15 protein-coding genes are annotated in these 13,923 nt (G+C 67.1%); 2 read left to right on the top strand and 13 right to left on the bottom strand.

All coding sequences use genetic code 11. The annotated features are described in order from the left end of the window. Positions 1-248: 248 nt before the first annotated feature. The 12 genes from acs to LC092_RS11410 form a co-directional block, all read right to left on the bottom strand. On the bottom strand, positions 249-2,189 hold the full coding sequence (gene acs / locus LC092_RS11355) for an acetate--CoA ligase (RefSeq protein ID WP_224806647.1): 1,941 nt from the start codon (positions 2,187-2,189) through the stop codon (positions 249-251). Positions 2,190-2,359: 170 nt separating this feature from the next. After that, positions 2,360-2,779, bottom strand: a complete 420-nt coding sequence (locus LC092_RS11360; RefSeq protein ID WP_224806648.1) for a DUF1761 domain-containing protein — start codon at positions 2,777-2,779, stop codon at positions 2,360-2,362. A gap of 394 nt (positions 2,780-3,173) precedes the next feature. Continuing rightward, positions 3,174-3,806 carry an urease accessory protein UreG gene (ureG, locus tag LC092_RS11365; protein WP_224806649.1) on the bottom strand — a complete coding sequence of 211 codons (633 nt, stop codon included), beginning with the start codon at positions 3,804-3,806 and terminating at the stop codon, positions 3,174-3,176. Beyond that, on the bottom strand, positions 3,807-4,244 hold the full coding sequence (locus tag LC092_RS11370) for a DUF3995 domain-containing protein (protein ID WP_224806650.1): 438 nt from the start codon (positions 4,242-4,244) through the stop codon (positions 3,807-3,809). Further along, positions 4,241-4,972, bottom strand: a complete 732-nt coding sequence (locus tag LC092_RS11375) for an urease accessory protein UreF (protein WP_224806780.1) — start codon at positions 4,970-4,972, stop codon at positions 4,241-4,243. Before LC092_RS11375 ends, LC092_RS11370 begins: the two co-directional genes overlap by 4 nt. Beyond that, positions 4,962-5,489, bottom strand: coding sequence for an urease accessory protein UreE (locus LC092_RS11380; protein WP_224806651.1), 528 nt, complete (start codon positions 5,487-5,489; stop codon positions 4,962-4,964). Before LC092_RS11380 ends, LC092_RS11375 begins: the two co-directional genes overlap by 11 nt. Further along, positions 5,486-6,094, bottom strand: coding sequence for a glutathione S-transferase family protein (locus LC092_RS11385; protein WP_224806652.1), 609 nt, complete (start codon positions 6,092-6,094; stop codon positions 5,486-5,488). The genes LC092_RS11380 and LC092_RS11385 overlap by 4 nt, the downstream gene beginning before the upstream one ends. A 39-nt stretch (positions 6,095-6,133) precedes the next feature. Next, positions 6,134-7,846 carry an urease subunit alpha gene (gene ureC / locus LC092_RS11390; protein WP_224806653.1) on the bottom strand — a complete coding sequence of 571 codons (1,713 nt, stop codon included), beginning with the start codon at positions 7,844-7,846 and terminating at the stop codon, positions 6,134-6,136. Between the two features lie 39 nt (positions 7,847-7,885). Further along, positions 7,886-8,302, bottom strand: coding sequence for a lysozyme inhibitor LprI family protein (locus LC092_RS11395; RefSeq protein ID WP_412103576.1), 417 nt, complete (start codon positions 8,300-8,302; stop codon positions 7,886-7,888). Positions 8,303-8,307: 5 nt separating this feature from the next. Continuing rightward, on the bottom strand, positions 8,308-8,613 hold the full coding sequence (locus LC092_RS11400) for an urease subunit beta (protein WP_224806655.1): 306 nt from the start codon (positions 8,611-8,613) through the stop codon (positions 8,308-8,310). A 10-nt stretch (positions 8,614-8,623) separates the two neighbouring features. After that, positions 8,624-8,926 (bottom strand): urease subunit gamma, encoded by a 303-nt coding sequence (locus tag LC092_RS11405; RefSeq protein WP_224806656.1) that lies wholly within the window; start codon positions 8,924-8,926, stop codon positions 8,624-8,626. A 61-nt stretch (positions 8,927-8,987) separates the two neighbouring features. Continuing rightward, positions 8,988-9,839, bottom strand: coding sequence for an urease accessory protein UreD (locus LC092_RS11410; RefSeq protein WP_224806657.1), 852 nt, complete (start codon positions 9,837-9,839; stop codon positions 8,988-8,990). 358 nt (positions 9,840-10,197) lie between these two features. Here LC092_RS11410 and LC092_RS11415 point away from each other — a divergent pair, with 358 nt between their 5' ends. Together LC092_RS11415 and LC092_RS11420 are read left to right on the top strand one after the other, a co-directional pair. Continuing rightward, the gene (locus LC092_RS11415; RefSeq protein WP_224806658.1) at positions 10,198-11,586 is read left to right on the top strand and encodes a D-alanyl-D-alanine carboxypeptidase family protein; all 1,389 of its coding nucleotides are present in this window, start codon (positions 10,198-10,200) and stop codon (positions 11,584-11,586) included. 112 nt (positions 11,587-11,698) lie between these two features. Then, on the top strand, positions 11,699-12,931 hold the full coding sequence (locus LC092_RS11420) for a CobW family GTP-binding protein (RefSeq protein WP_224806659.1): 1,233 nt from the start codon (positions 11,699-11,701) through the stop codon (positions 12,929-12,931). A gap of 7 nt (positions 12,932-12,938) precedes the next feature. On the opposite strand, the gene tesB is transcribed toward LC092_RS11420, so the two are convergent. Continuing rightward, entirely contained in the window at positions 12,939-13,805 is an 867-nt protein-coding gene (gene tesB / locus LC092_RS11425; RefSeq protein ID WP_224806660.1) for an acyl-CoA thioesterase II, read from the bottom strand. Positions 13,806-13,923: the final 118 nt, after the last annotated feature.

Genomic DNA, 13,923 nt, shown 5'->3' on the forward strand with positions numbered 1-13,923 from the left:
GGCTATAGGAGTGCTGCGGCTGCGTGGCGGCCCTGTGGCGACTGGTGGAGCGCCTCGCCCCTGCCGGGGGTGCCAATGGATCCCCGCTCGGGGGCGGGGATGACGACTGCGAGGGAGACAGCGGCCCGCACAACAGCAGCGGCTTTGAAGGATGACCGGTCTTCAGCAATCTCTGCGATCATCTTCAGCGCCGGGGCCTTGCGGTCCCGGCGTTTGCTGTTCGGTTCGACTTGGTCCGTCAGCCGCCGTCAGGACGGGCGGTTCTGACGGTTCTCGATCAGGTCGTCGACCACGGCGGGGTCGGCGAGCGTCGAGGTGTCGCCCAGGTTCTCGAAGCTGTCCTCGGCGATCTTGCGCAGGATGCGGCGCATGATCTTGCCCGAGCGGGTCTTGGGCAGGCCCGGTGCGAACTGGATGAGGTCCGGCGAGGCGATCGGGCCGATTTCATTGCGCACCCAGGTGCGCAGTTCCTTGGCAAGCTCCTCGCTCGGCTCCTCGCCGGCCATCAGCGTCACATAGACGTAGATGCCCTGGCCCTTGAGATCATGCGGATAGCCGACCACGGCGGCCTCGGAGACCTTGGGATGGGCGACGAGCGCGGATTCGACTTCCGCCGTGCCCATGCGGTGGCCCGAGACGTTGATCACGTCGTCGACACGGCCGGTGATCCAGTAGTAGCCGTCCGCGTCGCGGCGGCAGCCGTCACCGGTGAAATACATCCCCTTGTAGGCGGAGAAATAGGTCTGCACGAAGCGCTCGTGGTCGCCGTAGACCGTGCGCATCTGGCCCGGCCAGCTGTCGAGCAGCACCAGGTTTCCTTCCGTGGCGCCCTCCAGGATCTTGCCTTCCGCGTCGACCAGCGCCGGCTGGACGCCGAAGAAGGGCCGCGTCGCGGAGCCCGGCTTGAGGTCGGTGGCGCCGGGAAGCGGCGTGATCAGGATGCCGCCGGTTTCCGTCTGCCACCATGTGTCGACGATGGGGCAGCGGCCCTCGCCGACGATGTCGTAATACCACTGCCAGGCTTCCGGATTGATCGGCTCGCCGACCGATCCGAGAATGCGAAGCGACTTGCGCGAGGTCTTGGTGACATGGTCCGGACCCGCGCCCATCAGCGAGCGGATCGCGGTCGGCGCGGTGTAGAAGATCGACACCTTGTGCTTGTCGACCACCTCCCAGAACCGGGCCGGCGAGGGATAGGTCGGCACGCCCTCGAACATCAGCGTGGTCGCGCCATTAGCGAGCGGGCCGTAGACGATGTAGGAGTGACCGGTCACCCAGCCCACATCCGCCGTGCACCAGTAGACGTCGTCGTCCTTGCAGTCGAAGACATATTGATGCGTCATCGAGGCATAGACGAGATAGCCGCCGGAGGTGTGCAGCACGCCCTTGGGCTGGCCCGTGGAGCCTGAGGTGTAGAGGATGAACAGCGGATCTTCCGCGTTCATTTCCACCGGCGCGCAATGGTCGGAGACCCGGTCGGCTTCCTCGTGGTACCAGACGTCGCGGCCGTCCTTCATCGAGACGTTGCCGCCGGTACGCTTGACGACGATGACCTTGTCGACGTCGAGGCCCTCGACCGCCTTGTCGACATTGGCCTTGAGCGCCACCTTGCGGCCGCCGCGCAGGCCTTCGTCGGCGGTGATCACCACCTTGCTGTCGCAGCCGGTGATGCGCTGGGCGAGGCTGTCGGGCGAGAAGCCGCCGAAGACGATGGAATGCACCGCGCCGACGCGGGCGCAGGCGAGCATCGCATAGGCTGCTTCCGGGATCATCGGCAGATAGAGGGTGACGCGGTCGCCCTTCTTCACGCCCATGGCATGCAGCACATTGGCGAATTTGTTCACCTCGTGATGCAGTTCCTTGTAGGTGATGATCTTGTGTTCGGACGGATCGTCGCCTTCCCAGATGATCGCCGGCTTGTCGCCGCGCGTCGCCACATGGCGGTCGACGCAGTTGGCGGAGACGTTGAGCGTGCCGTCCTCGAACCATTTGATCGACACGTTGTGCGGATCGTAGGAGGTGTTCTTGACCTTGGAGTAGGGCTTGATCCAGTCGATGCGCTTGCCGTGCTCGGCCCAGAAGCCCTCCGGATCGCTCACCGAGGCCTTGTACATTTCCTGGTACTTGGCGTTGTCGACAAGCGCCGTGGCGGCGATGTCCGCCGGAACCGGATAGAGATTTTCGGACATACGGACCCTCCCAAAATGACATTTGTCCCGCACTTGCGCACATGCGGTGCTTGCGAATGCCGCGCATTATGGGGATGAGGGGCCGGGCCGTCCACTGGGCTGCAGTCGTTCTTTCGTAGGCTCGGGAGGAACCCGTAAGCCTTTGGAACGAAAAGCGCGGAAAACCGGGTTCAGCCGATGGCGCCGATCACCGCACCCTGGACGAGGAGAACCGCCAGCCAGTGGCCCCCGTCGATCAGGGTCAGCGACCAGGGCTGCCCCTGAAAGCGGTGATTGACGATCAGGCTGGTGGCGATCAGTCCAACCCAGACGAGGCTTGCCGACAGCAGGCCGTTGGCGACCGTCACCGGACCGGCGTGATAGATCAGGCCGGCGAAGACGAAGGCCATCAGCAGCTGACAGAGAAAGGTGCCGGCGAAGAGCAGCGCTGAGGGGCGCGTCTGCTCCTTGGTCAGCCCGGCCGCGCGCATCCACAGCTTGCCGAGCACCCCGTACCAGGCCGCGCCGGCGACGAAGGAGGCGACGCCCGCAGCAAGCACCGCCAGCAGGTTGATCCCGTCGAACATCATGGCGCGTCTCCCCTCGCTCATCCGTGTGCAACCTATAGCGCAAACCGCCCGCCGGGGAAGGTCGCAGTCAGCCTCAGCCCGCCATTTCCCGTTGGACAAGGCCGCCGGGTGCAAGCATGCCCGCGCGGTCTCAGCCGGCGGCTTCGATTTTTCGCAGTCCGCCGCGCGCAAGCATGCCCGCGCGGTCTCAGCCGGCGGCTTCGGTTTTTCGTAGTCCGCCGCGTGCAAGCATGCCCGTGCGGCCTCAGCCGGCGGTTTCGGTTTTTTGCAGTCCGCCGGGTGCAAGCATGCCCGCGCGGTCTCAGCCGGTGGTTTCGGTTTTTCGCAGTCCACCGGGTGCAAGCATGCCCGCGCGGTCTCAGCCGGCGGCTTCGGTTTTTCGCAGTCCGCCGGGTGCAAGCATGCCCGCGCGGTCTCAGCCGGTGGCTTTGGTTTTTTGCAGTCCGCCGCGCGCAAGCAGGAAAGCCAGCACCGCGTCGACGCCGCTGCCGGTCTTGACGTTGGTGAAGACGAAGGGACGCTCGCGGCGCATCATGCGGGCATCGCGGTCCATCACCTCGAGCGAGGCGCCGACCAGCGGCGCGAGATCGGTCTTGTTGATGACCAGAAGGTCGGAGCGGGTGATGCCGGGGCCGCCTTTTCGCGGGATCTTGTCGCCGGCGGAGACGTCGATCACGTAGATCGTCAGATCCGCAAGCTCGGGCGAGAAGGTCGCGGAGAGATTGTCGCCGCCGGATTCAATCAGGATCAGGTCGAGCGCGGGAAAGGCCGCTTCCAGATCGGCGACCGCGGCGAGGTTGATCGAGGCATCCTCGCGGATCGCGGTGTGCGGGCAGCCGCCGGTCTCGACGCCGCGGATGCGGGCGGCGTCGAGCGCGCCGGAACGGGTCAGGAACTCCGCGTCTTCCTTGGTGTAAATGTCGTTGGTGATCGCCGCGATCTCGAAATCGTCGCGCAGCAGCTTGCACAGCGCATCCATCAGCGCCGTCTTGCCAGAGCCGACGGGGCCGCCGATGCCGACGCGCAAGGGTCCGTTCGGGGATGTCATCTAGAAACTCCAGATCACGAGAAGCGAAAACCCGCCGCCAAGAAGGAGGCAGAGCGGTGAAAAATATTTGCGGTCGAGGCCGCGAAACGGCTCTTCGGGGAAAACGCTGGCGAAGCGCTGTGTGAAGCCTGCAAGACCGCGCAGCAGAAACACGAGCGCGAAGGTTGCGGCGGCGAACAGGGCGAGCGTTGCGATCCGGTCAGGCAGGAGCGCCCGGTGGGTCAACAGCCATGGCAGCGCGGCGCCTGCGAGAACGGCGCCGGCAACGGCGAAACAGGCGGCGGGCGCGGGCATGTGCGAAATGTCGCGCTCACCGACGACCGTTCTGGCAAGGCGGACCTCGTCCGCTATCGGCCACCATACCCGCAGCCCCCACAAGGCATGCAGCAGGGCGATGCCCAAAAGGATGACGGACAGGGCGACGGCAAGAATGCTCATGAGCGAAACAGCCGCGTGTACTGGGTTTCGTGGTTCATCGAGGCGATGTCGGCGAGAAAAGCGCAGCCGCCGATGTCGTCGAGTCCGCTGTCCAGCGCGCCTTCGGCTAGGGCGGCGATGGCCGGGCCGAGCGCCTGGATCACGCGCTGGCCGTCGGTCTGGCCAAGCGGCACCGCGCGCACGGCCGCCGACACCAGATTGGCGGTAAAGGCATGCAGATAGGCGCCGACCATCGGGGCGGCGGGCATCGCATGGGCGCTTGCGGCAAGCGCCACGGCGAGCGGATAGCTCCAGCCGCCGCGCGCGATCGCCTCGGGGGCGTCGGTCAGGTCGCGAAAGAGGAGCGCCGCCGCAGATCCGTTCGCCGGCTGCCAGGCATCGCGCACGGCCGCGATGAAGGCGCCGCCCTGGGCGCTTGCCTCCAGGAACCGTTCGGCGGAGGGCTGCAGGGCGAGCGAGAGTTCGAGCAGGTCAAGAAAGGCGCGTTTGTCGCCGGCGGTCGCGGCATCCATGGCACGGGCGAGCAGGATGGCATCCGAGCGACCGGCGCCATGGTGCAGGATATCCGCGAGCCAGGCCGTGAGGCTTGCCGCATCCGTCACGGTACCGTCCTCAACGGCCCATTCCAGCCCGTGGCTGTAGGTATAGGCACCGACCGGAAAGGCCGGCGACATCCACGCGAGCAGCGCATGCAGCGCGTCCGGCGACAGGGCGGCGTTAGTGGTCATGAAGATGGGGATGCCCGTGCGCGTGCCCGTGGTCATGCGCGTGGTCGTGGCCGTGATCGTGGGAATGGTCATGGCCGCGCACCGTGCCGTGGCCATAGGCGCCGCCTTCCGGGTCGAAGGGTGCGCTCAAAACGCTCATGCGGCCGCCGAGGCGGGTCACGAGGTCCTCTATGACGTGATCGCGGCGGATGCGCAGCGCGCCGGGCACGAGCTGTGTCGGCAGGTGGCGGTTGCCCAGATGCCAGGCGATCCGGATGAGCGCGTCGGTCGTCTCCGCCTCGATCTCCACCAGCTCCTCGGCGGCGGCGAGGATCGCGACGATGCGCCCGTCCTCCAGCTTCAAGCCATCGCCATGGCGCAGCTGGACGGCCTTCGGCAGGTCGAGCAGCACCTGGGTTCCGCGCGCGCCATCAAGCACCGCGCGGCGCCGGTGGCGGTCTTCCCGGTCGAGCACGACGCTGTCGTCGGGCGCGCCCTCCCAGCTTCCGGCCGGCAGGATTTCGGTGACAGGGATCATGTTTCGGCATCCTTGCCGCGCAGAAGGGCGGCCTTGAAGGCCGGACGCGCCGTCACGCGGTCGAAATATCCGGCGACGGGTCCGCTCTCCGGCACGTCGAACTTGGCCGCCCGGGCCCAGCCGGCGGCATGGCCGAGCAGGATGTCGGGAACGGTGAATGTCTCGCCCATGACAAAGGGCCCGTCGCCGATCGTGACCTCGAGCCGCTGCATTGCGGTTGCGAATTCCGCCGCGCAGACGCGCTTGATCTCCGGCACGCGCAGCTCTTCGGGGTGGATGAAGCTGTTCTTGGCCGCGGTCCACAGCGCGCCTTCCACCTCGTCGACGGTGAATTGCGTGACGGCGTCCTGATGCGCGCGCTCCGGCGTGCCGGCGGGATAGGTCAACGCGCCGTGCTTGTCGGCGAGATACTGGCAGATCGCGACGGAATCGGTGAGCACATGGTCCCCGTCCTTCAGCACCGGCACCTTGCCGAGCGGATTGAGGGCGAGGACCTCCGGACTTTGCGGCATGGCCGGCACCAGCTCGTAGTCCTGGCCAAGCTCCTCGAGCGTCCACATCACCCGCATCGCGCGTGTGCGCGGAAAGCCGATCACCGTGTACATGTCGTCTCCCTCCCGATCCCCGGTTGTGTCGCGCGGATCTTAAAACAGGAAATAGCGCTGGGCCATGGGAAGCGTTTCCGCCGGCTCGCAGGTGAGGAGTTCGCCGTCGGCGCGGACCTCGTAGGTTTCCGGATCGACCTCGATATGCGGCACGGCGTCGTTGAGCACCATCGAGGCCTTTGAAATGCTGCCGCGCGTGTTGGCGACGGGAAGCACCAGCCGGTCGAGCCCGAGCTTGCTCTTGATGCCATTGTCGAAGGCTGCCTGCGACACGAAGGTTACCGAGGAGGCGGTCATCGCGCGCCCGTAGGCGCCGAACATCGGCCGGTAGTGTACCGGCTGGGGCGTGGGGATCGAGGCATTGGGGTCGCCCATCGGGGCGGCGGCGATGGTGCCGAGTTTCAAGACCAGATCCGGCTTGACGCCGAAGAAGGCCGGGTCCCAGAGCACCAGGTCGGCAAGCTTGCCCACCTCGACCGAACCGATGTGGTCGGCGAGGCCATGGGCGATGGCCGGATTGATCGTCACCTTGGAGATGTAGCGGCGCACCCGCAGATTGTCGTTGGCGCCGGTCTCGCCGGCGAGACGTCCGCGCTGGACCTTCATCTTGTGGGCGGTCTGGAAGGTGCGGATGATCACCTCGCCGACGCGGCCCATTGCCTGGCTGTCCGAGGCGATGATCGAGAAGGCGCCCATGTCGTGGAGAATGTCCTCCGCCGCGATGGTCTCGCGCCGGATCCGGCTTTCGGCAAAGGCGACGTCCTCGGGGATCGAGCTGTCGAGATGGTGGCACACCATCAGCATGTCGAGATGCTCGTCGATGGTGTTGACCGTATAGGGCCGCGTCGGATTGGTGGAGGAGGGGATGACGTTCGCCTCGCCGCACAGCTTGATGATGTCGGGCGCATGGCCGCCGCCGGCACCCTCGGTGTGGAAGGCGTGGATGGTGCGGCCCTTGAAGGCGGCGGTGGTGTTTTCCACGAAGCCGGATTCGTTCAGCGTGTCGGTGTGGATCATCACCTGGATGTCATAGGCATCGGCGACCGACAGGCAGCAGTCGATCGCGGCCGGCGTCGTGCCCCAGTCCTCGTGCAGTTTCAGCGCGCAGGCGCCGGCGAGCACCTGTTCCTCAAGGGCGGCGGGAAGGGCCGCGTTGCCCTTGCCGGCGAAGGCGAGGTTCATCGGGAAGGCCTCGGCCGCCTGCAGCATGCGCTCGATATGCCAGGGGCCGGGTGTGCAGGTCGTGGCGTTGGTGCCGGTCGCCGGCCCCGTGCCGCCGCCGAGCATGGTGGTGACGCCGGAGGTGAGCGCTTCCTCGATCTGCTGCGGGCAGATGAAGTGGATGTGCACGTCGAGCGCGCCGGCGGTGACGATCTTGCCTTCGGCGGCGATCGCCTCCGTGCCCGGTCCGATGACGATGTCCACGCCCGGCTGGACGTCCGGGTTGCCGGCCTTGCCGATGGCGGCGATGCGGCCGTCCTTCAGCCCGATGTCGGCCTTGTAGATGCCGGTGTGATCGACGATCAGCGCATTGGTGATCACCGTGTCGACCGCGCCTTGCGCGCGGGTGCGCTGCGACTGGCCCATGCCGTCCCGGATCACCTTGCCGCCGCCGAATTTCACCTCGTCGCCATAGACGGTGAAATCCTTCTCCACCTCGATGATCAGGTCGGTGTCGGCAAGGCGGATCCTGTCGCCGGTTGTGGGGCCGAACATGTCGGCATAGGCGGCGCGCGACAATTTATAGGGCATCGGGGTCTCCAGACGGTGCGGCGCGGGTCAGGGCAAGGCTCAGTTGCCGAGCCCGCTCGCCAGATCATCGAGTTCGCGGGTGCGTTGACCGGTGAGATCGGCGCGGCACTGGTAGATCAGCATGGGTTCCATCGACCCGCCACGGGCCTGGAAGCCATAGGCGGCACAGGCGGCGTCGCGGTAGGGGATCCAGGCGCGCTGGGCGTCGCGCAGGGCCTTTGCCGCGCCGGCAAGCGCCGGACTGTCGGCAAGATCCGCGTCCATCTGTTTCATTGCCGCCATCGCCCGGCCATAGGCGGCGTTCAGCTCCGCGTCCGCCGCCTGCCAGTCCTGTTCCGCGCAATAGGTCATTTCCATCTGCGTGACGGGATCGGAGCAATCCACGTCCTGCGCCAGTCCGCTGACGGGAGCGAGGAGCGCGAGCAGGCAAACGGCATGGGAAATCCGGCGGATCATGCGTGTCATAGCGGCCCCATCACCCTGGCGTTGAAGCCGTAGACCGTCCGGTCTCCGACGAAGGGAATGAGCGTGACGGAGCGCGTCTGGCCCGGCTCGAAGCGGATGGCGGTTCCCGCCGGAATATCGAGGCGCAACCCGCGCGCGGCCGCCCGGTCGAAGGCAAGCGCCGGATTGGTCTCGGCGAAATGATAGTGCGAGCCGACCTGCACCGGCCGGTCGCCGGTGTTGGCGACGTCGATTTCAAGCGTGGGCCGTCCGGCGTTCAGCTCGATCTCGCCGTCGGCGGGGAAGATTTCTCCGGGGATCATGGCGGCGCCCTCAGCGGATCGGTTGGTGGACGGTGACGAGCTTGGTGCCGTCGGGAAAGGTCGCCTCGACCTGGACGTCGTGGATCATCTCGGCGACGCCCTCCATCACCTGGTCGCGCGTCAGCACCGAGGCGCCGGCGCTCATCATCTCCGCGACGCTGCGCCCGTCGCGCGCGCCCTCGACGACGAAGTCGGTGATCAGGGCGATGGCCTCGGGGTGGTTGAGCTTGACGCCCCGTTGCAGCCGCTTGCGCGCCACCTCGGCGGCCATCGCCACCAGCAGCTTGTCCTTTTCCCGCGGTGTCAGTTTCATGTGGCGGTCCCCAAACCCTTGTCCTGTCGTGAAGCCGGCGAAACGGCGTGTCCTGCACTGTCTAGCAATACCATGTGCGCGGCAGCCGCGCGCCCCGCCAGGCCTCCAGCAACCCCATCAGCCCGGCCCGCAGGATCTGTCCGTTTTCGGCGACAAGGCGGAAGATGAGCAAGCCGCTGCGCGCGCTGACGCCGGCGCTGAGGCCGTCGCGGCGAATGTCGCCGACCGCGGTCCTGGCCGCGTCGATGTCGCCTTCCGCATCCTCGCGGCAGTCCACCAGCGTTGCGAAGGCGCGGCCGCCCGCCGCCGTCGCCGAGCCGGACAGGATATCCGTCGCATCGCCGCTGATGCGGGTCTCGTCGGCGAAGACCAGCTGCCCGTTGCGGCGGATGCGCCAGCGGTCGCGGAAGGAGACGGCGTGGACATCCTCGCCCATGGCCTCGCGGCCGAGCACGACGCTTTCAACCGCCAGAAGGCGGGCGTTTCCCTCAAGATCGACGGTGAGCGCGCGGGTCAGGGCCGCCTCGTCGAAAAGGATCGTTTCCTGCGGCAGCCATTCGACCAGGCCGCCGGCATCCACCCGGATCGCGCCCTGGACATCGGCCGGGCCCTCCTGGCTGCGATAGATGCGCTCAGCCGCCTGTGTCGTGATCACGGCGTGGGCGTCTTCGCCGGCTTGCGCCTCATACTCCAGCCGGTCGCCGCCGGTGAGGCCGCCTGCTGTGTTGAGAAACACCGCCACGGGAGCCTCGCCGTGGACCTTGGGGAGGCGCACCTTGGCCGAGCCGCTCTGGTCGAGATCGCGCAGCCGCACCGTCTCGCCCGCCCGCTCGAACCGCACCCGGGCCCGGCCGGTGACCCGTTGCAGGCCGAGGGAGGGTGCGGGGGCGGAAAAGGCGGGGTCAATCGTCATCGATGGGGTGTCCGTCGTCCTGGGAACCTGCGGTGTCGGGCAGAACACATGGCGTGCCATCCCGCTGCCGTTTTCCGGAAGCGAAGCAAGACAGGGGCCAATCGGATCGCGCGCGGCGGCGAGGGCCTCGAGCAGGCATGATCCCGGTGCGGGGCGATCCGCTCGATGCGGCAAGTTCGGGGCCGTGAGCGCGGCGCATGCCTCCCGATTGCCGTAATTTTGGGCAATTGCCCTGTTTGAGGTCGATTTCGGCGGGGTGCATGGCGGGCCAAGGCATGTGGTCTTTGCATTTGGGCGGCGCGTTCGGTTAGATACCGCCCTGGAGGGTCGACGGCCTATCGAAGACGGAAGGCACGACATGTTTCGATCAGTTGTTGCTGCGCTGCTCGCGCCGGTTCGGCCGGTGCGGTCATTCGCCTTGTGGGCGGGGCTTGCGATGCTTGCGCTTCCCGCGGCTCCGGCGCGCGCCGACATCGGCGCCTGGATCGTCGTCGACATGGAGAGCGGCGCGGTGCTCGACCAGAAGCAGGCGCTGCGCCAGTGGTACCCCGCCTCCATCACCAAGCTGATGACCGCCTATCTCACCTTCAAGGCGATCCGCGACGGGCGGGCGACGCCGCAGTCGGCGGTGACGATCAGCGCGAATGCCCATGCCGAACCGCCCAGCAAAATGGGCTTCAAGCCGGGCACGCGGATCTCGCTGGAAAGCGCGCTGAAGATGCTGATCGTGAAGTCGGCGAATGATGTCGCCGTCGCGGTCGCGGAATCGATCGGCGGCTCGGAGCCCGCTTTCATCCAGATGATGAACGCCGAAGCCCGCCGGCTCGGCATGAGCGCCACGCGCTTCGTCAATCCGCACGGCCTGCCGGACAACCGGCAGGTATCGTCGGCCCGCGACCTTGCGGTCCTGGCGCGCGCGGTCTGGCGCGAGTTCCCGGAGTATCGCTCCTATTTCAACCTTGTCGGCATTCGCGTCGGCAAGAAGGCGTTGCGCTCGGCCAACCGGGAGTTCCTGCTTCGCGTTCAGGGCGCCAACGGCATGAAGACCGGCTATATCTGCAATTCCGGCCTGAATGTGGTGGTGTCCGCGACCCGCGGCGGGCGCACGGTGATGGCGGTCATTCTGGGTGCTGCCTCCGGCGTGGAGCGCGCGGCCAAGGCACGGGTGCTGATCGACGACGGTTTCAAGGCGCGTGGCGGCCGGTCGGTCGACCAGCTTACCGGCGTCGCCGGCAAGCCGCCGGCCGATGGCTACTGCAAGCGCAACAGCCGGCCGGAAGCCGAAGAGCTGATGGCGGCCTTCGCCAAGAAGACCCGCTCCTCCTCCATCCTGTCCTTCGCGCGTGGCGATCTGAACAGCGGCGGCATTCGTCGCAGCATCGTCGCAGCGCCCGCTCCGAGCGGGCAGGTCGGATCGCTGACGGTCCCCCTGCGTGCCGACGGCAAGACCGACTGGGCCAAGGTGATGGATACGGTGATCGGTCCGCGCCTGCGCGACTATCAAGCGGTTCCCGTCTCCACGTCCGCGCCGAGTGCCGCGATCGCGCCGCAGGTGGTCGATGGCACACCGGTCCCGGTGCCCGGAACGCCGAAGCCGGTCGCCAAGCCGCTTGCGGCGGCCGCAGGTCTGGCGAGCGTGCCGGCCGTGGCGGCGCCGGTGGCGCAACAGCCGGCGAAACCGGGCGCGATCTTCCGCGGCGAGCCGCTGCTGATCGCGCCGATCCCGCCGCAAAACCCCCGCCCCTAGCGGGGCACAGGCTCCACGTCGGCGATTGACCGGGGACGTGCGATCGGGCATGTCGCTTTGCCCGGACGGTCGTCGCCGTTATCATCCCGCCAGTTTTCGATAGAGGGTCCTCGTGAGCGAAACCACGTCTGCGCAAAAGCCCGCGCGCGGCCCCAAGCCGCCGATCCCGCTGACCGTCATCACCGGCTTCCTGGGCGCCGGCAAGACGACGCTGCTCAACCGGCTGCTGGTCGATCCGGCGCTGTCGGATGCGGCGGTGATCATCAACGAGTTCGGCGAGGTCGGGCTCGACCATCTCTTCGTCGAAGGCGGGGAGGAAGGCATCATCGAACTGTCGTCCGGGTGCCTGTGCTGCACCATTCGCGGCGATCTGGTGACGACGCTGGAAAACCTGCTGCGCCGGCTCGACAACGGTCACACCGAGCGCCTGTCGCGCGTCGTGATCGAGACCACGGGGCTCGCCGATCCCGCGCCCGTGCTGCACACGGTGATGCAGCATCCCTATCTGGTGATGCGCTATCAGCTCGACGGCGTGGTGACGCTGGTCGATGCGGTCAACGGGCTGGGAACGCTCGAAACCCAGGAAGAGGCGGTGAAACAGATCGCCGTCGCCGACCGCATCGTGTTGACCAAGACCGACCTGGACGACGGTGCCGTCGCCCTCGATCCGGCCTCGCCCTTGCGCCGGCGGATCGCGGCGCTCAATCCGGCCGCTCCGGTCCTCATCGCTGCCGAGGGCGAGGCGGCCGCGGCGCATCTGATCGGGACCGGGCTCTACGATCCGGCCACCAAGACCGCCGACGTGGCGCGCTGGCTCAACGCGGAGGCCTATGGCGGCGATCACGCGCATCACGACCACGACCACGACCATCACCATGACCACGGGCACAATCACGACCACGACCACGACCACGACCATGGGCATGACCACCATGGGCATGCGCATGACGTGAACCGGCATGGCGACGGGATCCGGGCGTTTTCGCTGACCAGCGACAAGGCGATTTCCGCCGGTGCGCTGGACATGTTCCTCGACCTTTTGCGCTCCGCCCACGGGCCGAAGCTCTTGCGCATGAAGGGCATCGTGAAGCTTGCCGAGGATCCGGACCGGCCGGTGGTGCTGCACGGGGTGCAGCATGTGTTTCACCCGCCGGCGACCCTGCCGAAATGGCCGGACGAGGACCACCGCACGCGGCTGGTCTTCATCACTCGCGACCTGCCGGAGGGCTTCGTCCAGCGCATGTTCGACGCCTTTACCGGCGGCGTTTCGGCTGATACGCCGGACAAGGTCGCCATGTCCGACAATCCGCTGGCGATCACCGGCTTCAGCGGCCGGTTCTCCTGAGCCGGCGTCAGGGCGCCTTGCGCATGCGGATCAGTCCTTCCTGCGCGACCGACGCCACCAGGTGGCCGGCCCGGTCGTAAAGCGCGCCGCGCGTGAAGCCGCGCCCGCCGGAGGCGGACGGACTGTCTTCCGAGTAAAGCAGCCACTCGTCGGCGCGGAAGGGGCGGTGAAACCACATCGCGTGGTCGAGGCTCGCGATCTGGAGCTTGGGATCGAACACGCTGGTGCCATGGGCGAAGAGCGCGGTGTCGAGCAGCGTCATGTCGGAGGCATAGGCCAGCACGCAGGAGTGGATGCGTGGATCGTCGGGGAGCGAGGCGCTCGCCCGGACCCAGACGTTTTGCGCCGGCGTCAGCTTCTTGCGGCTGAAATAATGGGTCAAGTCGACGGGGCGAAGCTCGATCGGCCGGTCGCGCTCCCAGTAGCGGCGCACCGGCTCCGGCGCATGCGCCAGGAATTTCTCCTTCAGCTCCGCCTCGCTCGGCAGCTCCTCCGGCGCGGTGACCTCGGGCATGGTCATCTGGTGTTCCAGTCCCTCCTCGTGCTTCTGGAAGGAGGCGGACATGGAAAAGATCGCGTGACCGTGCTGGATCGCCACGACGCGGCGGGTGGTGAAGCTGCCGCCGTCGCGGATCCTGTCGACCTCGTAGATGATCGGCACCGCCGGGTCGCCGGGACGCAGGAAATAGGCGTGCAGCGAATGGACGCCGCGCTCCTCCGGTACCGTGCGCGAGGCGGCAACCAGCGACTGGCCGATGACCTGGCCGCCGAAAACCCGCTGCCATCCGACCTGCGGGCTCATGCCGCGGAAGAGATTGTGTTCCAGCGGCTCCAAATCGAGTATCGAGAGAAGGTCGTCGACGGCTGAGCGCATGCGGGAATTACCTTTTCGCAGGATCTGTGGCAGGCGTTTGGGACACCGGTCCGGGGAGTTGTTTCCGTGACCGTGTGATTTGCAGGGGGCAAAAGTCAAGGCTGTCCCAAGGGCACCC

The sequence above is a fragment of the Stappia stellulata genome (assembly GCF_020176715.1).
GTDB lineage: Bacteria > Pseudomonadota > Alphaproteobacteria > Rhizobiales > Stappiaceae > Stappia.